9 protein-coding genes are annotated in these 21,486 nt (G+C 62.2%); 2 read left to right on the forward strand and 7 right to left on the reverse strand.

Annotation, left to right across the window (positions count from 1 at the left end; all coding sequences use genetic code 11):
- Positions 1-13 precede the first annotated feature (13 nt).
- The 5 genes from eutC to ACREXZ_RS00915 form a co-directional block, all read right to left on the reverse strand.
- Complete coding sequence (gene eutC / locus ACREXZ_RS00895; protein WP_431762132.1) at positions 14-805, reverse strand: ethanolamine ammonia-lyase subunit EutC; 792 nt, start codon at positions 803-805, stop codon at positions 14-16.
- A complete protein-coding gene (locus ACREXZ_RS00900; protein ID WP_431762133.1) occupies positions 802-2,199 on the reverse strand; it encodes an ethanolamine ammonia-lyase subunit EutB in 1,398 nt (465 codons plus the stop codon). The genes eutC and ACREXZ_RS00900 overlap by 4 nt, the downstream gene beginning before the upstream one ends.
- A gap of 45 nt (positions 2,200-2,244) precedes the next feature.
- Entirely contained in the window at positions 2,245-3,648 is a 1,404-nt protein-coding gene (gene eat, locus ACREXZ_RS00905) for an ethanolamine permease (RefSeq protein WP_431762134.1), read from the reverse strand.
- Between the two features lie 581 nt (positions 3,649-4,229).
- Positions 4,230-6,437 carry a DUF637 domain-containing protein gene (locus tag ACREXZ_RS00910; RefSeq protein WP_431762135.1) on the reverse strand — a complete coding sequence of 736 codons (2,208 nt, stop codon included), beginning with the start codon at positions 6,435-6,437 and terminating at the stop codon, positions 4,230-4,232.
- A gap of 79 nt (positions 6,438-6,516) precedes the next feature.
- The gene (locus ACREXZ_RS00915; protein WP_431762136.1) at positions 6,517-7,245 is read right to left on the reverse strand and encodes a hypothetical protein; all 729 of its coding nucleotides are present in this window, start codon (positions 7,243-7,245) and stop codon (positions 6,517-6,519) included.
- A 579-nt stretch (positions 7,246-7,824) separates the two neighbouring features.
- On the opposite strand from ACREXZ_RS00915, the gene ACREXZ_RS00920 reads away from it, so the two are divergent.
- Positions 7,825-8,118 (forward strand): transposase, encoded by a 294-nt coding sequence (locus tag ACREXZ_RS00920; RefSeq protein WP_431762137.1) that lies wholly within the window; start codon positions 7,825-7,827, stop codon positions 8,116-8,118.
- Complete coding sequence (locus ACREXZ_RS00925; protein ID WP_431762138.1) at positions 8,115-8,999, forward strand: IS3 family transposase; 885 nt, start codon at positions 8,115-8,117, stop codon at positions 8,997-8,999. Before ACREXZ_RS00920 ends, ACREXZ_RS00925 begins: the two co-directional genes overlap by 4 nt.
- Before the next feature lie 286 nt (positions 9,000-9,285).
- Here the strand turns inward: ACREXZ_RS00925 and ACREXZ_RS00930 are convergent, their stop codons facing one another.
- Positions 9,286-9,675 carry a hypothetical protein gene (locus ACREXZ_RS00930; RefSeq protein ID WP_431762139.1) on the reverse strand — a complete coding sequence of 130 codons (390 nt, stop codon included), beginning with the start codon at positions 9,673-9,675 and terminating at the stop codon, positions 9,286-9,288.
- A gap of 12 nt (positions 9,676-9,687) precedes the next feature.
- Entirely contained in the window at positions 9,688-21,438 is an 11,751-nt protein-coding gene (locus tag ACREXZ_RS00935; protein WP_431762140.1) for a beta strand repeat-containing protein, read from the reverse strand.
- Positions 21,439-21,486: the final 48 nt, after the last annotated feature.

The raw sequence follows: 21,486 nt of genomic DNA on the forward strand, positions 1-21,486 counted from the left end.
GCGACTGCGTCGCTCAAGACGAAGAAGGATTCGCACCGACCGCGGCGACGGGCGGCGTCGCTTGGAGCAACGCGTCGCTGTCGTCTTTCAGACCGACGCCGGTCAGCCCGAGACGCCGTGCGTGCGTGAGCAGATAGTGCAGTTTGTGCGCGGCCGCGTCGTAGGCGAGCCCTTCGGGACGCACGTTCGAAATGCAGTTGCGCTGCGCATCGCTGCATCCGGTTTTCGGCGCGTAGGTCAGATAAATGCCGAGGCTATCCGGCGAACTGAGACCGGGCCGCTCGCCGATCAGCATCACGACCAGTTGCGCGCCAAGCAGCTCGCCGATCTCGTCGCCGAGCGCGACGCGTGCCTGCCGGGCGACCACGACGGGGCCAATCTTCCAGTCCGCGAGCCGCGGACAAACCGCCTGCAACAGCGGCACCGACTGCTTCGCCGCGGCGAACGCCGATAGTCCGTCGCCGATCACGAACACGACCTCAGGCGACTCAACGCGCTTGTTCGCAAGCGCGTCGCGGCTCTCGTCCGACAGCCGGCGCCCGAGATCGGGTCGCCGCAAATAATGCTGACGATCGGGCGCTGCGCTGTGCACGTCGAGCGTCGTGTGGCCGTTTGCGCGCAACTGCGCGTGCAGCGCATCGGTGTCGAGCGGATGATGCACGGCGTCGCGTGCCTGCGCATGCGACAGATTGAACGCGAGCAGCGGCGCGGTCGGCAGACTGTTGCCCGCACGGCCGAGCGCAATGCGCGCGTTGGTGAACCGGCGCAGCGCATCCCACGCGTTCTTCTCGACCGGATCGTTCATTCGATGCCCATCCATTCGCGCGCGCCTTCGAGCAACGGCTGACGCGCCGCCGATGCATGCAGCAGCACGCCGCGCGCATCGGCGATCTGCATCGACTCCAGCCATTCCTCGAACTCCGGCGCGCGCCGCAACCCGAGCACGTCGCGCACGTACAGCGCATCGTGGAACGACGTGCTTTGATAGTTCAGCATCACGTCGTCGGCGCCGGGAATGCCCATGATGAAGTTGATGCCCGCGACGCCGAGCAGCGTCAGCAGGTTGTCCATGTCATCCTGATCCGCTTCCGCGTGGTTCGTGTAGCAGATGTCGCAGCCCATCGGCACGCCGAGCAGCTTGCCGCAGAAGTGATCCTCGAGGCCCGCGCGCGTGATCTGCTTGCCGTCGTACAGATACTCCGGCCCGATGAAACCGACCACCGTGTTGACGAGAAACGGATTGAACCGTCGCGCGACCGCATACGCACGCACCTCGCAGGTCTGCTGGTCGACGTCGTGATGCGCGTTCGCCGACAGCGCGCTGCCCTGACCGGTTTCGAAGTACATCAGGTTATCGCCGACCGTGCCGCGCCCGAGCGACAGACCCGCTTCATACGCTTCCTGCAGCAGCGCGAGCGAAATGCCGAAGCCCGCGTTCGCCTTCTCAGTGCCTGCGATCGACTGGAACACGAGATCGACGGGCGCGCCTTTTTCGATCGCGGCAATCGTGTTGGTGACGTGCGTGAGTACGCACGACTGCGTCGGCACCTGATAGCGCTCGCGAAAGCCGTCGACCATGCGCAGCAGCACCGTGATCGCGGAGAGACTGTCGGTGGCCGGGTTGATGCCGATCATCGCGTCGCCGCAGCCGTACATCAGGCCATCGAGCATCGATGCGGCGATGCCCTTCACGTCGTCGGTCGGATGATTCGGCTGCAGACGCACCGACATGTGCCCCGGCAACCCCACGGTATTGCGAAACCGCGTGACCACCGGCCGCTTGCGCGCCGCCGTGATCAGATCCTGATTGCGCATCAGCTTCGACACGGCCGCGACCATCTCCGGCGTAAGACCCGCCGTGATGCGCACGAGCGCGGCGGTATCGGTCGAATCGGCGAGCAGCCAGTTGCGGAAATCGCCGACCGTAAGGTGAGAGATCTCGGCGAACGCGTCGGATGAATGCGTATCGATGACGAGCCGCGTGACCTCGTCGCTTTCGTACGGAATCAGCGCCTCGTTGAGGAATGCGCGCAGCGGCACCTGCGCGAGCGCCATTTTCGCGGCGACGCGTTCCTCCTCGCTGGCCGCGGCGATGCCCGCGAGCTGATCGCCGGAACGCAGCGGGCTCGCCTTCGCGAGCAGCGTCTTCAGATCGGCGAACCGGTACGTGCGGCTACCGATGGTCTCGGTGAAGCTCATGTTCGTCCCTCCATGCCGCAGGCGTGACCGCCTTGCCTGCGGGTGTCACTCTTCGAGCAGTATGTCCGCCGGCGCGGTTTCGCGCTGATGGCGCGTCAGCAGGAAATAGACGTAGCCGAGCGCGAGGAAGATCGCGAACACACCGGCCACCAGCAGATTGAAGTAGATCATCGCCGCCATCGAGATCAGCGCTGCGACCAGCGCGAACGCCGGAAAATACGGGAACAGCGGCGCGCGGAACGGCCGCTCCATCTGCGGGTCCGTGCGACGCAGCTTGAACAGCGCGAGCATGCTGATCACGTACATCAAGATAGCGCCAAATACCGACATCGTCACGATATTCGCCGTAAGCGTCTGGCCGCCGAACTGGATCAGCTCGTCGCTGTAGATCGCCGCGATACCGATCACGCCGCCCGCGATAATCGCGCGATGCGGCGTCTTGAAGCGCGGATGCACTTTCGCGAGCCATTCGGGCAGATAGCCGGCGCGCGCCAGCGCGAAGATCTGCCGCGAGTAGCCGAGGATGATGCCGTGGAACGACGCGACCAGCCCGAACAGCCCGAGCCACACCAGCATATGCATCCAGCCGCTATTCGCGCCGACGATGTATTTCATCGCTTGCGGCAGCGGGTCGTTGATGTTCGAGAGCTTCGTCCAGTCGCCTGCGCCGCCGGCGAACACCATCACGCCGATCGCGAGCGCGACGAGCGTCAGGATGCCGGTCACGTAGGCGATGGGAATCGAGCGCTTCGGGTTCTTCGCTTCTTCGGCGGCCATCGCGACACCTTCGATCGCGAGGAAGAACCAGATCGCGAACGGGATCGCCGCGAACATCCCGTGGAAAGAGCCGAGACTGAACTGGTCGGAGCCGGACCAACCACCTTTCGTGAAGTGCGCCCACTCAAAGCCCGGCGCCACGACGCCCATGAACACCAGCAGTTCGAAGATAGCGAGCAGCGTCACGCACAGTTCGAAGGCCGCCGCGACCTGGACGCCTACGATGTTGAGCGCCATGAAGACCAGGTATGCGCCCATTGCTGCGTGTTTCGGTTCCAGGCCAGGGAATTGCACGTGCAGGTACGCGCCGATTGCCAGCGCGATCGCGGGTGGGGCGAAGACGAATTCGACTAGCGTCGCTGCTCCTGCGAGAAAGCCTCCGGTTGGGCCGAACGCGTGGCGCGCGTAGGCGAACGGGCCGCCTGCGTGCGGGATCGACGTCGTGAGTTCGGTGAAGCTGAAGATGAAGGTCGTGTACATCGCGGCGATGAAGACCGCTGTTACGACGAAGCCCAGTGTGCCCGCAGTCGCCCAGCCGTAGCTCCAGCCGAAGTATTCGCCTGAAATCACCAGGCCGACTGCGATGCCCCAGAGTTGCCACGTGCCTAACGTCTGCTTCAGCTCGTGGTGGGTCACCTTGCCGACGTGCTGGGATTTTGATTCTTGGGTCATCGGGGACTCCCTTTTTGCTGTTGAGCCGCACGCTAAAGGTATAGGCGAGCGGGCGGGCTTTGGGCGATGGTAGGGAGCCGAAAAGGAAGGGTGTTATCGAAAATTGGCAAAAGGGGGTCGCGCCGCACGATCCAGACGCAGCGCTCCCTGCGGATCTTGGCCTTTGAAGCGCCGTCCGGCCATACCGCAAAGTCGCTTAAAGAACGCTACACATCAGCCGTGGACGCTCCATGACCGGCCGACCACCTCGTAGCACGGACCATCATCAAAGGTAATCATCAGGTGCCGCAATGCGTCGACAGCTTTTTGGTCTTTCTTGCCTGTCCTTTTGATCTTTACTAGCCACTCACTGTCAAGCGACACGAGCCTTCCATATGCAAGGTTGAACATGTCTGCGGTACACGATGTCATAAATGTGCACTTGTAGGCTTCCAACCCGCCAAATCTCAGCACGAGGGGGGTTGGACTCCCGTCGTCGCCCTCAATAGATAGCCTCAACTCGCACTCTCGGCGAGGAAGAACAACAAATTCAGGGCTCTGCAGTAAAGCTGAGGCAGGTACCGGTAATTGCCAAAGTTCCGTCATTGTTTAGCTCCAGGGCGTGGGATGCTTCCGCTCCCAACGTATGTGCTTGTGTTTTGGCCAGACCCGGTGATACGTAGCGTCGACGTACCACTGTTGGTCAAGCCGTTCTTATCGAGGCGCGCCGCTATCGCCGCCTCGGTAGCAGCATCGCCCGTCATATCGATGAACGTCCACTGGTTCTGTGGAACGCCCGCCTGAGTGAGCGCAAGTGACGAACGCGTATTAACGATGAGCGTGTCACCACCCATAGTGATGGTTTGCACGGGCAAATCGGACGCGGCCAATGTTCCAGTACGAAGTTGAGACGCAACATCGCTGATTGTAAATCCAGCGAGATTGCCTTCACCGCTAAACCATGGGCTAGCTGTGGTTTGAGAAAACTTCAACGTATTGTTCGTGCCAACCGATTCAGCGAGCGCCGAAGATGCAAGCGTCGTAAGCCCGAACGTCCCATAGAGCTCACCGAGCGCGCCGAGCGCCTGGTTGTTGTATTGAAAATACGGTACAAAATCCGGCATCCCCGGCAACGAGAAGGTTGCTGCGTTCAGCGCCGTATTCCCAATGCCCGCGAGCACATCGGTGCCGGCTGCCGACTCCATCGCTGGAACGTCGGCACCCGCATTGACCGCATTGCTGACGTTGTCGACGAATGTCGTGACCCACTTGCCGCAGGAGTTGTGTTCGCAGAAGTTGTTCAGCGTCTCATTCTGGGCCGCCGTCGTGGCTCCCTGAACGTTAAAGCCGAGTGCCCCGGCAACACCGCCGCCGACCAAGGTTTCGATTCCGGCCAGCACACCAGGAGAAATCACCCCGCTGCTGTTGATGAGCGGATTCAACCCGGCGGACACCGCCCCACCAATGGCCCCTCCGGCACACCCGGTTCCCAGTGCCGCGGAACTGGCGCATCCCAATGCCGCGTGAGCGGCGATGTCCAACGGACTGCCTGAGCTGAACAAACCCGAAGACGCCGTAAATTCGTCCCCAATAGCATTCGCCCCGACCGCAGAGAAATTCGTAACCAGGTCATCCTTCAGCGCCTGCCCAAAACTACCGCCGTAGACAAGAGTAGAAACTCCCGCGCTCACAATCGAACGCGCCGCTACGTTGCCAGCCATCGCCCCGAGGTTCGAAAGAGTCACCGCAGGGTCGGCCGACACCACCCCGCTACCCAGATCGGTGAAACCGCTTGCCTCGTTCAGGTTCAATCCATAGTCGATACCGGCTGTCAGCGCCGACACCGCCACAGCCTGCCCCACCGAGCCCCAGTCGACAGAACCGGTCGTAATCATCTGGCCCGCGATGCTACCGACCAAAGCTCCTGCGATAGGTCCGAGATACATTGACGCGACAATCTCGACCGCCATGCTGAGAATCTGGCCGAACGCGCCGAGGCCGCCTGCCTGCACGAACTGCGTGTGCAGGTTGTCGCTTACCGTGACCTGCGAGAATGCACTGCCGAGCTGATCCTGAAGCTGGCTCAAGATCAGTTGTGTACCTAACTGATCAACCGTACCGTCTGCGTTGAGTTTCTCGAGCGCTCCGCCAATCTGACTCAGCGTCTGAACATTCAGATCCATGTTCGCGGCGCTCATAAAGCCGCCCGGCTGAACCGTGGTGCCCGTCGTATCGATGTAGCCGCCCTTGACGCTGCTCCAGATCTGACCAATGTCGACCTGATTCGCCTGATTCGTCAGCGAGTCCGTATTGACGGTCAGCGTGTCCGAAGCGGTGATGCTTCCGGTATTCAGGATGCTGCCGCCGGCCCCTTTACCGAAATTGAGCGTGACATCCGTACCGGTGATATTCCCACCCGCCGACATCGCGCTCGTATCGCTCGGCAGATACACCTGCGGCATCAGCGCGGTAATGGTCGGGCAGGTTGCGGTACCCGTCGCCGTGCACGTCGGGTCCGGCACGGTCTGCTCGACGTACCACAGCATCGGCTTGTCGAGCGCGCCGATCTGCGTCTGCGTCAGCGCGTCGCCCAGTTGCAGGTTGTTCGCCTGCGCGTAGTCGAGCGCGTTCTGGTACAGGTACGCCTTCTCCTGCTCAGTCACCGATGTGTTGGTCTTGCTGTCGTACGTCAGCCCGTCGATGAAGCTCGCCTTGCCCGTCTGCTGCAATGCCGCCTGCTGCAGCATCAGGTCTTCTTCCTGCGGGTTGTAGTAGAAGAGCGTCGAACTCGGTTGAAGATTGGACGGCAACGCGTTCAGCAGATCCTGCGGGCTGAGGTCGCCCAGCGCCGACGCGCCGAGTGATTTTGGAACACGAATTTCAGGAAACTCAGATCACACTTCCCGTTTCGACAAACCGTCGTTTCAGGTCCGGCAACATCGAGACGATCTTATCAATCTCCTTGGTGCGTTTTGGAGTTGCGGTTTTGAATTCATCGCTACGATATTTTTCTACAAAACCAAAGTCGCCCAGCACTATTGCCGCAAGACAATGAATGATCCCATCGGTCTCCTCGTAGAACGAACCCATTTGGCCGGAATTCCCGACCCCGTTGTCCATCCATTGATAGGTCACAGGAAGATTCCGGAGCAGATTTTCTTCGCTGTCGAGGGTGAAGTACTTGTTAATGTAGCTTTGGCCGTCCATCAATACACCCGTTAGATAGGCAGGAGCGTCGGCTTGGATAATAAAGCCGCCGAGCCAGTGATCGGGCTCACCATGCGCAGTTGTGAAAGCTAGCTTCTTGGGATAAATACGCTTCACACTCCCGGGGCCACGGTACATTGCCGACTCCAATTGAAATTTGATCGACAACGTCCAATACGGATCACGACCAAAAAGGTCTTTGTACAGACGGACAATTTTTCTATTCCGGATACCTGCGACAGGAATGACCGAACAACTCGGCTCCGGATTAAACGTAAAACCCGGGCTGACCACAAGATCCGTGTGCTTTAGTTCCTTGTTAACAAAGTCACCGGACGATGTGAATTTCCAGCCCGGAAATTCCGCAACGACTTGCTGGCAAATTTCTACGATATCGCTTTTGAAAGTCATAGAGTTTTCGGACGAATGATAACGACCTGCGTCGGCGCGACCTCACCGCTTACGTTTGCATTGGCTGCATTTCTACCAGCACCCGTTGCATTACCCAACTGGCTAGCCGGGTAAACCGTTGCCCGGTTGGGAGTCAAGTCGCCTGCGCCTGTTTTGATCTCGACAATGACTCTACCAGCAGAATTGAGGGGAATCGAACTTAGTTGGTTTCCATTCAAGTCCAAGGCTACGTAGCCGGGTGGCACGTCCAGGCTGCCATTAGGTGTACCGCTGACAACCTGATCGGCACGTGCACGCACTGTTGTTCCAGCTGCACCGGTGGCGTCCAATGTCACTTCAGGCTGAACGGATGCTCCTTGATTGGTGAAGCTATCTGCGACTTCTGCAGCCGCATTATTGTGAGCGGCTCGAGAGTTTGCCAATGTCTGGCCTGGCGAGTTCGTACTACCGCCACTACCTCCTGACGCACTGCCTCCGTTGCCACCACCCGATGCACCGCCGTCCGAAAGTAGCGCGTCTGATCTTACCCACGTTTGGTGGACACCTTGAAAGAGGCATACTAGCTCTGCGAGGTATCTCATGGAACGCAAAGACTACAAGCGGTATAGCCGGGAATTCAAGCTGGAGGCCGTGCGACTGGCAGCACTTGGCGAGAAGCCCAAGGCGCAGATTGCACGTGAGCTGGGAATTCGCGTGAACCAGTTGCGTAACTGGCGGCTTGACTTCGAGGAAGAGGAACGCGCCGGCGCACCGAAACGTGCACCGGTTCAGGAGGATGATCTCGCGAAACTGCGACGTGAGAACGCCAGACTCAGGGAGGAGAACGAGCTTTTAAAAAAAGCGGCCATCTACTTCGCGCGGGGATCGACATGAAGTATCAGTTCATTTCCCTGCACCTGCATAGCTACCCGGTGAGGGCGATGTGCCGGGCGCTTGAGGTCTCCGCGAGTGGCTGCTATGCAGCGCGCGCCCGCACGCCGAGCAGGCGTAGCGAAAGGCAGACCCTGCTAACGTCGAAGATTCATGTCATTCACGTTGCGAGCCGCCACACGTATGGCGCGCCGCGTGTGCATGCCGAACTCTACGCGCAGGGGTTCGCGTGCAGCCTCAATACCGTGGCGAAGTTGATGCGGCAGGCGCAGATCATGCCCAAGGCCATCCGGCGGTATCGTGTGACCACCGACTCCCGGAACACCAGAAAGGCCTCGCCGAATCTGGTGAATCGCGTGTTCGTGGCTGACCGGCCGGACATCTGCTGGTTAAGCGACATCACCTACATCCCAACACGTGAGGGCTGGCTCTATCTGGCCGCGATCCTGGATCTGCATTCGCGCGCTGTGGTGGGCTGGGCCATGAGCAGGACACTCGATTGCCGGCTCGCGATGGATGCTCTCCAGATGGCGATAGGCAAACGCGGATCAGCTCCGGGCATCCTGCACTCCGATCAGGGAACAACGTACTCGGCGGTCGAATATCGCGCCTTGCTCAGCCGGCACTCGATCCGGCAAAGCATGAGTCGCAAGGGGAACTGCTGGGACAACGCGCCGATGGAGAGCTTCTTCCACACGTTGAAAACGGAGCTGGTCATGCATTGCGACTTCAAAACCCGCGATCAGGCACGCGCCAGCCTGTTCGAATATATGGAAGTGTTCTATAACCGCCAGCGGCGTCACTCAACCATCGGTTACGAGGCACCGCTGCCCTTTGAAACATTGACCAACGCCAAATTCAAGGTGTCCACGGTTCGTGGGTAAGATCACCCAGCGCCTTAAGCGCATCCTCTCCAATTTGACCGGTTGAACCGATACCCGTCGGAGGATTCGGAGAAACGACTCTAGTCGACCCATCGGACGACAGGGTGTAGTAGTTGCCATTCCCACCTAGGTATATAGGATTGCCGTACGCATCCGACGTACCGGTTGGCGAGTAGGCCCCACCTTTGGGACCTGTCACGGTACCATCTGGGTTTTGCGTGTACCCTGCTGGAACATTTCCTCCCGCCCCGGTAGACCCTCCACTCTTTGTGGCAACAGAAACACGTTAAAACCCGGGGGCGTCCCTCCAATGGACGTCCCCGGGAAATGCCTCGCCCTTCAGAAAGGCAACAAACACTTCCGCCACTTGATTAGACATGAACCATTCATCAGATCGCATTGGAACCTTTCCAGCGCGAAACGAAAGTATGGTTCCATCCGGACGAACAGCACTTGGCTTGTCATGAAACGCGCGAAAGCGCTTGTTACCAGTTGCGTCATACCGCTCGATCATGCATGTCACTCCACCACCAGCGACCTGCACGTAATTTCCGCTAGCATCTGTCAATGATGCATACGAAGAGGGACCATAGCTCTTCAGTGACTTAATTGTTCTCGTCACTTGAGATTCCCGTGGCTCGTGAATCTCAGGCTTACCTTCTGCTTCAAGTTTCATTGACTGTATCTCTTACGGAACGTATACCGTCGTCGCACTGCTTACACTCTTTCCGGCGAATCGCCCTGCGGCTGTGGCACCAAACTGGTTTACGAACTGATCCGCAAATTGTTGATATGTATTCGGGGTTGCACCACCGCTTTTCACCTCGATTCCATGCAAAGCACCACTTGCGTCCTGCGTAACAATATCGTAACGCCGCGGACCAAGCGGACCATTGACCACCACCTCCTCACCGACAACGTTGATGCCATTGCTGCTCAGCAAATCCGCAAACTGCGACGCGGCTGTTGTTCCGGGTGGCGGACTTCCCGAGACACTTGCAAATTTCCCGTCCGGAGTTCTGAGACTACCATCCGGGTACAACTGGACATTGTTCCCGAGATTTTGCGGACCGGTCGGATTGTCTGTGGCACCTTGACCGCTCGTACCACTACTCGAACCACTGTCACCCCCACTGTCCCCGCTCGACAATATCGCATTGCTCGGCACGTTGTTCGGTGGTCCCGGCGAGACCAGAGGCGGGGTCATCACACATCCCATATCGGGCACACAAAGCACCACCGGCAGCGTCACTGGAGCCCCACCCGTATTCGGCGGATTGCCATTGTCTGCCTCTATCGGCGAATTCGCGTCCGGTGGCTGGTGTCCACCGGCATTCGCCTGAATCTGCGACGCAACACCTTGTGCGGTCGAAACAACGAACGACCCAATCGCCTGTGACACTGGGTTACCCGGCGACGCGGGCATAAGGGTATAGGCCGCTAACAACAGAGTTCCAAGCAATCCACCGTTCTTGATCGTGTCGAGTATGTGGGCTTGATTGCCCGAGTTGTTCAACGCCTCATTTTCTGCAGCGGTGGCACCCGCCTGTGCATCTTGCCCAGCGAGGCCCGCCCCAACCCCGCCAATCAATGTAGCGAACCCGGCCAGTGCCGCCTGTTGCGCGGGATTCAGCGCCGCTCCCGTAGGATCAATCGCCTTGATGAAATCCGGTGAGAACGCCGCGCTCGCCGCGCCACCAATCGCACCACCAGCGCATCCAGTCCCTTCGATGGCTGATGCGGCACATCCGAGAGCAGCATGCGTTGAGATATAGCCCAACTCTCCAGACAACCCCGTCCCGAAAACACCATCAGCATTCGCCTGCCCAACCGCATAAGCCCCCGCCGCTGCCGCTTCCTGCGTCAGCGCATCCTTGAATGCCGTACCAAAGCTCCCACCCTCTATAGTCGAACTCACGCCTGCCGAAATCCCGGCTTCACCCAGCATCGCAATCGCACGCTGCTCGAGTGTCGATGCAGACGAACTCGTGGCCTGATTCACCGTGCTGCCAATCGACGGGTTGACGCCAGCAAGACTGGCGAGCGAACTCGTCGGGCCGCCGACTGCCAATGGCCCGGTTGTAAAGTCAAGTCCGCTGTCGCCGTTATACGTAATGCCGTTCGTCAGCCCCGCCGTGATGCCTGCCACGGCGGCGGCTTCGAATGCGCTGCCCCAGTTCAGACTGCCGGTTGTCGTCAGTTGCGAAGCGACGCTCGATGTCAATCCGGCAATCGCGGCCGACACCGCAATGTTGCCGAGTCCCGCAGTCGTAGCCGCTGTGCCTGCGGCAAAGGTGCTGCCGGCGGCCGTGCCGAACGCTGCGCCGATCTCCGCAGTCGCCGCGCCAAACGACATGATCGATACCACAACCGCAAACGCCATCCCGACGATGTCAGCGGCCCCAAATCCGCCCATCGCGGTAAAGCTCGTATTCAGTTGATCGCTCACGCTCGTCTGCGTGAAGCTGCTACCAAGCTGTTGCTGAAGGCCGGCTAGCAACTGCTGTGTGCTGGTCTGGTCGACGTTCCCATCGCTACCCAGCAACTGAAGTGCGCCTCCGATCTGATTGAGCGTTTGCACGTTCAGATCCATGCTTGCCGCGCTCATGAATCCGCCTGGCTGAACCTCGGTGCCGCTTGTCTTTTCGTATCCAGTGGCCGCGATGTACTGCCAGATATCGCCCACGTTGACCTGGTTCGCCTGATTGGTCAGCGTGCCGGTATTGACCGTCAACGTTCCCGTTGCATCGATATTGCCGGTGTTCAGGATGCTGCCGTTCCCATCCTGGTTGAAGTTCAGCGTGACGTTCTGGCCGAGAATATTTCCGCCCGCCGACATCGCATCCCAGTTCGGCGGCAAATAGACCTGCGGCATCAATGCGGTAATCGTCGGGCACGTCACCACGCCAGTCGAGATGCAACTCGGATCAGGCACGGTCTGCTCGACATACCACAGCATCGGCTGGGTCAACGCGTTGATCTGCGTTTGCGACAGCGCATCGCCCAGCTGCAGGTTGTTCTGCTCCGCGTAGTTGAGCGCGTTCTGATACAGGATCGCCTTTTCCTGATCGGTGACCGACAGGTTGGTCTTGCTGTCGTAAGACAATCCATTCAGGAAACTGGCCTGGCCTGTCTGCTGCAGTGCTGCCTGTTGCAGCGTCAGGTCTTCCGCCTGCGGGCTGTAGTAGAACAGCGTCGAGGACGGCTGCAGGTTCGGTGGCAGGTTGTCCAGCAATGTTTGCGGACCTAGCGCACCGAGCGTCGAGCCACTGAGCGAACCCTCGATGTACGACGCCTTACCCGCCACCGGCGTAGGCAACTGCCCACCGATCGTGCTCGGCGTCGTCAGGTTCAGCCCCGGCAGGTTCACTGCGCTCAATGAAATGACCTGCGACGGCGCATTGACACGCGGCGTGTAGGTGTTCGCGGTCGTGATGCCATTGATGAGCTTCTGCCCCGTCAGCGAGACGGACGTGCCGACCACGTTGCCGACGTTCTGAATCTCTCCGCCCGATGTAATCGACAGGTTCGGTGCCTGAATCGTCGCGGCGATATTGCCCACGGGCGTCGGCGGATCGATCGTGCCGCCCGCGTTGGTGTATGCGCTCCCGTACAGCGCGGTGCATTCGGCCACCGACCCGCAAGCCCACACGTCATGGCGCTTGTCGGGGCTGAAGTCGCCGGTCTCCTGCACCCAGTGCGAGTGCCAGTAGGCATTCAACGTCTGGGCTTCGTTCACCACGGGGCCCGCGACGTTGATCGATGCACTCGTCCCGGCCGAAATCAGACTGCCGATGTTGGTCAGCGTCCCGGCATTGATCTGCAGGTTATTGCCCGCGCTGATCACCGATGAATTGCCCGACTGCTGGTCGACGTAGGCTTCGCAGTAGCTTTCCTTGTAGCCGCCTGCCGTCATGCAGCCGTTGTACTGCTCCTGGGCACCATAGTTCTGGTGAACGGGTACGGGCGGCGGCAAGTCGTTCGTGATCGCACCCGATACGTTCAACGTGATGTCGTGGCCCGCGACGATGTTGCCCGACGTGTTGTTCAGGCTTTGTGCCGGCCTGGTCGAACTCGCCGTACTGCCTACTCCGCCAATAACGATGTCATGGCCCGCAAGCAGGCTGCCGTAGGTGTTGTTGATCTGGCCTGCAGCAATGACGAGATCGTTGCCAGCAAACACCGTGGCGCTCTGCTGCGCATACGAGAACGTGGTGTTGTTCGGATTGCCGCCGCGCATGTTGTTGCCGGGCTGCGTCGTCGAGACGGAATTATATTGACCCTGGTTGGTGAACGACTGCGCCGCACTCGCGTTGAAGTTGTTGCCCGCATAGAGCAAGCCGCCGTTGACCAGATTCCCTCCGGACAACGTCATGTTCCTGCCGGCTACGATCTGCCCTTGCGAGCCGAACGACGTATCCGTGCTGACGGAACTCGGCGGGACATTGGCCGTGTTGTTGAATGCGACGGTGGATTCCGGAACCACTGTTTCGGATATGGCGACGTGCTCAGTGCCGTAAATCCCGACGACACCCAGCGCCTTCATCTGTGCCATGAACGCATTGAGCTGTGCCTGGTCGACCGTGTCGACGATCGTCGCGGTTGAATTGCTCAGCGGTGCATTGTTGAGCGACTGGATGTTCAGATTGACATCGAGCCCTGCAGAGATCGTGCTGCCTGCGTTCGACAGCGTGCCTGCCGTGATATTGACACTACCGCCCGCGGCGATCACGCCGGGCGACACCGTGCCCGGCGCCGTGATTGTCCGGTCGATCCCCGGCAATGCGATTTGCTGAACGGGTCCCGGCACCGTGGTGCCGACCTCGACGTTTTGACAGGCAGTGGAATCGCCGTTGCAGATGGTGCCGCCCGTGTGGACATCGATGTATCCGCCGGTCTGATCCGGTTTGAGCGACCCGATCGTGGCCGACGACGTACCCGATTGCAGATAGCAGTCGCCCTGGCTCAACATGCAGCCCCAGCTCGTCAGCGTCCCCACGACGATATTGGTCAGCAGATTGGGATCGGCCGATGCACCGACCAGTTCGGTCGTCGTCTGTGATGGTCCCTGCAGCGCATCGTTGATGACCGCGCCTGCATTGATGTTGATATCGCTGCCGGCCGTAATCCTGCCGACCGTGTTGTACACCGTCCCGCCGGTGTTCAATGCGATGCTGCCGTTCGCCTGCGTCGTACCGGATTGATTGTCGTAGTTGCCGCCACCGTTGAACGTGAGGTTGCCGGCGCTTTCAAGCGTGCCCCTGTTGGTGACGCTGCCGTTAAGCGTAAGCGCGTCGCCCGCGTGCATGACCGCGCCGGCCACGTTGTTCAACGCACCGTTGAACGTCACGTCGTTCCCCGTTACCAGTCCCGTGTTCGTGAACGTGCCATTGGTGGAAAGCGTCAATGGCGCCGTGCCGTTTATCGTGCCGGAATTGTTGATGCCATTCAGGCCCGTCAACGTCACGCCCTGTCCGCCGAAATTCCACGTACCTGTGTTGTTGATCGACGCGGCAGTAATCGATAGCTGGCCGCCCTGGCTGATCGTCCCCTGTGACGGATCGAACGCCATGTTCGACAGGCCGAGGTTCATGTTCCGCTGCGCGAGCACCTGGCCGCCAGCGTTGTAGAACGAACCGTCGCCGCCGGTAACCGTCACCGATACGTCGCCGGTCACCGGAGCGTTAGGCGTGTTGGGATTGCCCGCGAAAATGAGGCCATTCTGGTTGTTCAACGACGCTGCTGTGATCGAGATTCCATTCACGCCCATCAGCGAACCGCCGACGTTGGTCAGCCCACCGCCTACGGTGATGTTCGTCGTCGAGCCGTTCACGATGCCCGCATTGGCGAAGTTCGTCGCATTGATCGTCGTCGTGGCCGCCGACGCCAGCGACCCGTTCGCCGCATTGGTCAGGCTCGGTGCCGATACATACAACGCACCGCCCGACAGCACGCTGCTCGCGTTGTAAAACCCGTTCCCCGAGGTCAGCGTCGCCGCGCCCACCACGTCCACTGCGGCGCCCACCAGCGACAACTGATTCGACGCGTTCGCCGTCAACGTCCCGCCGACGATCGCCGACCCCAGCGTCACGTTCGTACCGGTGAACTGCATGTTCCCTGTCGACACCATCGACGCGTGGCTCGCGTCGATGGTGCCCTGCGCCGTGACGGTCACGTTCTTCGAACCGCCTTGCGCGCCGCTCAACGTTACGTTGCTGCCGCTCAGCGTGAACTGACCGGCGACCGTACTACTCCCACTCAACGTCACCGTCTGCCCCGCCCCCAACGTCGTATCGCCATTCGACGACACCCCCGCCACCGTGACATTCCCATGCGTGCCATTGACGCTCACGTTCCCCATCGACGACACCGCACCAGTCACCGACGCGTTGTTCGACGCCAGAATCTGCACGTTACCGCCCGACTGCACATCGCCACTGAACGAGACACTGCCTCCCGTCGACTTCGCCGCCAGGTTGCCGACCACGGTAGCAGCGCCGAACGACATATCACCGCCCGACGTCGCGTTGAATGCCCCCGCACCCTGAATCGCGCCGAGCGTCACACCGCCGCCCGCGCCGATCGTGATGTCCTTGCCGAACGTCAACGCGCCACCACCGGTTATCGAGCCGCCCGCATTGATCGTTGCAAGGCCGAGTCCGAGGAATGCGCCATTAAGTACGGCGCCACCTCCCGCGGTTAATGTCGTGTCGCCGTTGACGAGCTCACCGCCGAGCGCAAGCGAACCACCCGACTTCGCAGTCAGGTTGCCCACGTCCGAAATCGAACCGGTGACGTTCAGGTTGCCGGTCGTCGCGGTCAGCGACGTATCGTTGTTCGCGCCGATCGCGCCGTTCGCCGTGAGGTTACGACCGGCTGTGATCGTCAGATGGTCGGCACTCGTCGTGTTGCCGCCGAGCGTAACGTCGCGTGCCGCGGTAACGGTGGTCGCCGCACCGGACGCCAGCAAACCACCGACCTTCACATCGCCCGCGCCATTGTGTCCCTGCGCCTGTAGCGCGAGCGTGCCGCCCGCCTGCGCGGAGCCCATCGACAGATCGTTGCCCGCCGTTGCGGCGAGCGCGCCGTTGGTCGCGACCGTGCCCGTCACGGCGATGCTGTTGCCCGCGTTCAGCGTCGCCTGCTGACCGAACGCCACCGAGCTGGCGGAAATCGAACCGCCCGCATTCAACGTGCCGGCGTTCTGCGCAGCGATGCCGCCGGTCAGCGTCATGTCGCCGCCCGACGTCAACTGTGCATTGCCGCCGACGGTCGTCGCACCCGAGAACGTCAGCGCCTGCCCGGCGTTCGTGGTCAGGTTGCCTTGCGTCGTGACGTTCGCTGCGCTCACGTTGCCGGTCGTCGCGGCGAGCGTCAGATCGCCTGCCGAGTTGACGTCGGCGAGCGTGAGGTTGCGCGCGGCATCGATGGTCGTCGTGCCGCCGGTGTTGATCGCACCGGCCACCGTGACATCGCGTGCCGCCTGCAGCGCGAGTGTGCCGAGCGCGGTCGCCGTGCCGCCCAGTGTCACGTCGCCGCCACCCGCGTTGCCGTTCGCCGTCACCGACAGACTGCCGGTCACAGCCTGCACGCTGCCGAGCCCCGCGTTGTTGCCGGCCGTGACCGCCACGCTGGAACCCTGCAATGCGCCGGTCAACGTCAGGTCGTGTGCGGCACTCAGCGTCGCAGCTTGAGCGAATGCGGCCGAGCCGCTACCGCTGATATCGTTCGACGCCGTCAACGTCCCGCCGAGTTGGCCAGCCAGCGCCCCCGTCAACGCGATATCGCGGCCGGCCTGTACGGTGACCCCCTGCGTCGCATTGATCTGACCGCCGAGCTGCGTATCGAGCGCAGACGTCAGGCCGAGTGCACCCAGCGTGGTCGTCATGCCGGTCAGCAGAATGCTGCCGGTGGCGGTGGTTGCGGTCAGGTCGCTTTCGCTTTGAACCGTACCGCTGACGACGACATTGCGCTGTCCAGCCAGCGTCAGCGTATTGCCGCCAGTCAGCGAGCCGCTGATCGACACATCGCGCGCAGCGGTCAACGTGACCGCGCCGGGTGCCGTCGCGGTGCCGGTAATCGCGGCATCGCCTGCGCCTGCGTTGCCGTTCGCGGTCACGTTCAGCGTGGTCGCGGAGTTCACGTCGTGCAGTGCCGCACTGTCGCCGCCCACCGCATTGATGACGTTCGCCTGCACGCCGCCCGTCAACGCGATGTCGCGTTGCGCGGTATAGCTTGCTGCCTGCGTGAACGACTGCGTGCCGGCACCGGTCATGTCGCGGCCGGCGGTGACGAAGCCATTCGCCTGTCCGACCAGCAGGCCGTTGAGCATCGCATCGCGGCCGGCGCTCAACGTGACATCACCGACGGCGGTCGTGCTCGCGCCGAGCGAGAGGTCGAGACCCGTCGTGACGTCAAGCTTGCCGCCGCTGTTGATGCCGCCCGTCGCGTTCAGGCTGCCCTGCTGCGCGTTGAGCACCGCATCGCCGACCGTTTCGATCGCGCCGCCGACATCGATGTCGTGCTGTGCGTCGATGGTCGTCGTCGTGCCGCTCGCAATCTTGCCCGCGACCGATGCGTCGTTCTGCGCGGTCGCCGTTACAGCACCCGCCGCTGCGGCGGTACCGTTGATCGTCAGATTGCCCGGGCCCGTCGACGTGTTCGTGCCGTTCGCATTCAACGCAATCGTGCTGGTTGATTCGACGTTGTTGACGCCAACATTGCCCGCCGCCGTGACCTGCACCGACTGGCCCTGGATCAGTCCGCCCTGTGCGACATCGCGGCCCGCATTCAGCGTGGCCGCTTGCGTGAAGGTCATCGTCCCCGCGCCGCCGATGTCGCGACCCGCCACGATGTTTCCATTGCCGAGGCCGGCGAGCATGCCAGTCACCGTGACGTCGCGTGCCGCGTTCAGCGTCGCATCGAGCGCGGCGCTCGTCGTCCCACCGAGCGCGATGTCGGTGCCGGCCTGCACGTTCAGCGCACCGTTACTCGCGACGGTCCCGCTCGAGCTGACGCTGCCGTTCTGCGCGGTCAGCGTCGTATCGTTCGCGGACTGGATCGAACCGGTGATGCCGATGTTCTGGCCTGCGTTCAACGCCACGGCTGCGCCGCCGCTGACGGCGCCCGTCACGTTCAGGTCGTTCGTCGCGTTCAATGCGAGCGTCGATGCCGCCTGCACGTCGTGCAGCGACGCGGAGCCACCGGCCGTCGTCTGTACGGTGCCCGCGCGCAGCGAGCCGGTGAGGTTCGTGTCGCCACCCGAGCCGACGCTCGCGTTCAGCCCGAGCGCGATGGCAGCCGCGCCCGCGATCGCATTGCCGGCGTTCAGCGTGCCGTTGCCCTGCGCGACGACGGAGCCGTTCATCGTCAGGTTCTGGCCTGCGGTGATCGTCATGTCGCCAAGCGACGACGTGCCTTGCGCCCCAAGATCGACTGATTGCGCCGCATCGACGACGAGGTTGCCGCCGGACTGGATGTTGCCGGTCGACGTCAGGTTGCCGCTCGCGTTCTTCAGCGTGACGTCGCCGTTCGACTGCACGGTGCCCGCAATCGACGTGTCGCCACCGCCGGTCAGCGACAGCGCATTCGCGCTCTGTACGGTGCCGCCCGCGTTCACCGCGATGGCTTGCGCGGCGTTCAGCGCGGCACTCGACAGCGACGTGACCGTGCCGCCGACCGTGATGTCGCCGGCATTCGCCGCGACTTGCAGCGCAGCGTTGGACACGACGTCGTTAAGCGCAACCGAATGGCCAGCCGTCAGCGACACGGCATTGCCCTGAAGCGCGCCCGTCACCGACAAGTCGTTCGCCGCCGTGACCGTCGTATCGCCCGTGAAGCCGCTGCTGCCGCCGGCGACCACGTCGTGTCCCGCGGTCAGCGTTGCTGTCCCCTGGCCCGCAAGCGCACCGCCGATGGTCAGATCGTGACCCGCCGCGACCGTCATGCCGCCGACGGCACTCGTCGCGCCGGTCAGCGCGACGTCCTGCGCCGCGTTCACCGAGAGATTCGACGCACCGTTCAACGTGCCGGTCGAGGTCACGCTGCCGTTCGTCGCGGTGACTGCAAGATCGCCGACTGACTGCAGCGTACCGCTGGTCGCAACGTCGACGTTGCGTTGCGCGGTGAGTGCGGTTTGCGAGCCGCTTGCGAGCGTGCCGTTGACGACGATGTCGCGTGCCGCGTCGACATGGGTTGCGCCCACGGTGGCCACCGCGTCGTTGAACACGACGTCGCCGCCGCCTGCGAGCCCATTGGCCGTCACCGACAACGCACCGCCCGCCTGCAGGCCCGCCAGCGCGACGCTGTTCGCCGCGTCGACGGTCAGGCCGTTCGACAGCAGCTTGCCGGTCAGCGCGACGTCACGACCGGCGGTCAGCGCGCCGGTCTGGCCGAACGCGATCGAACCGCTGCCCGTGATGTCCTGCTGCGCATTGAACGCGCCGTCGTGCTGCGCGATGAACACGCCGGACACATCGAGATTGCGTGCCGCCGATACCTGTGCGTCGGTGCCAACCAGAAGCGATCCCGCAACCGATACGTCGCGCGCAACCGTTGCATTCAGCGTCGTGCCGCTCGCAAGCGATCCGCTCACCTGCAGATCGCGGCCGGTCGTCGCCGTCACCGCGTTCTGCGCGGTGACCTGCGATGCGGCGAGCACGTCCTGCCCTGCGGACAGTGCGAGGTTCGCGCCGCTGTGCGTCGTCCCGTTGATCGCGACGTTGCCGTGCGTCGCGGTGAGCGCGAGGTCGCCGGACGTCTGCAATGCGGCATTCACGTTGACGTCGCGCTGCGCGTTCGCCTGCAGCGTGCTGCTGTTCGTCTGTCCCGCGACGTTGACGTCGCGGGCGGCGGACAACGTCGTTGCGCCAGTCACGACGGAGGTTCCGTTCAGATCGACGTCGCCTGCGCCGTCGTTGCCGGCCGCGTTAACGGCCAGCACGCCGCCGCCCTGCACGTCGCCGAGCGTGACGTTCGCGCCGCCCGACACAGTCATATCGCCGGTCGACTGCGCATTCGCGATGTTGACGTTGCCGCCCGCCGCGACGTTCAGCTTCGCTCCGGACTGAAGCGTGCCGGTCGATGTCACGTCGCCGGTCGCATTGATCGAATACCCGCCGACGCCGACGTGCGGGCCGCTCATCGACACGTTGCCGGTCGACTGCACGGTCGCCTGTTGCTGCACCGCCGATCCGGCGATCGACACGTCGCCGTTCGCCGACAGCTGCAGATCGCCGGCATTCGCCGCGAGCTGCCCGTCGGTACGCACGCCCATGCCTGCGGCCGTGCTGATGATCTGGATCTGGCCGGCGGTCATTGCGCCGAACGCGGTCGCGTCGATCGCGAGGCCGTTGTTCGCGGTGCCGTTCGCGCTGTTGATCGCGGCAGCCGTGTTCGTTGCGCCGTTCGTCGACGTCGAATAGGTCGTGCCCGCGTCGGTCACCGAAACCGGCAACACGAACTGACGTCCAGCCACGGTGTTGATGCGCGTGCCGGCGTACAGCGGCGCGTTGATGCCGATCGTCTCGGCGATCAGGTCGATCGTGCCGACCGTCCCTTCGATCCCCGCGCCCGGGCCGTTGGTCCCGGCGTTGCCTTCGATCTGGATGTGGCCGCCAGTCACGTTGTAGCCGACCGCCTGCGCATGCGCGAAATCAGTCTGCGTGCCGTTCAGGTCGCCGACGAATTGCGGCGTGCCCGTCGACAGCGTCACGCCGATCGTGTTGGTGAAGCCGGTGCCGCGCGTCGTGATGCCGTTCGGATTGGCGATGATCACGGTCGCGGGTGCGCCGAATACTTCGAGCGGTCCGTTCAGCAGACTCGCGAACGCCGATCCCGTCGACGTCACCTGGTTGACGATCACGCTCGCCGTGCGTCCCGCGAGATTCGGGTTGGCCTGGACGTTGCCGCCCGTCAGCGACGTGCCCGACAGCAGGCTGTTGTTGAGGATCAGCCCGACCGGATCGATGTTGAAGGTCTGATACTGGTTCAGCGAAATGCCGGCCGCGTTCGGCGCGGTGATGTTGACGACGGGGACGCCGCCGTTCGCGCCGGTGGTCTGCGTGATTTTCGGCTGGAACGAGATCGGTGCGGTCGGGTCGACGATGGGCGCGGCCATCGCCTCCTGCATCGCGAACCGCACCCGCAACCATGCGAGATCCTGAATGCGTTGCCATGCGTTGTCGTCGAGCCGATGACTGCCGCTCGCGAGCAGACCCGCGGCCGATTCGCTCTGCTCGAACGTGACGGTCAGCGGCCCGACGAACAGCGTCGCGGCAACGACCGCCGACACGGCGCGCTGCCACAGGCTGTATGAACGTGCCGCGCCGGCGATGGTCCGGACGTAGCCGGACGCGCGTGTCAGTCCGCTGCGCAGTTCTTCTCGCGGCAGTTGCACGCGCTCAAGTTGTCGCAAGGCGTTTCGCGTCGAAACTCGCATGATGTTCTCGTTTTTTTACCGTCTTTTTCTGTTCGATACGAAGCACGC

Source organism: Paraburkholderia sp. (genome assembly GCF_050742655.1).
Classification (GTDB): Bacteria; Pseudomonadota; Gammaproteobacteria; order Burkholderiales; family Burkholderiaceae; genus Paraburkholderia.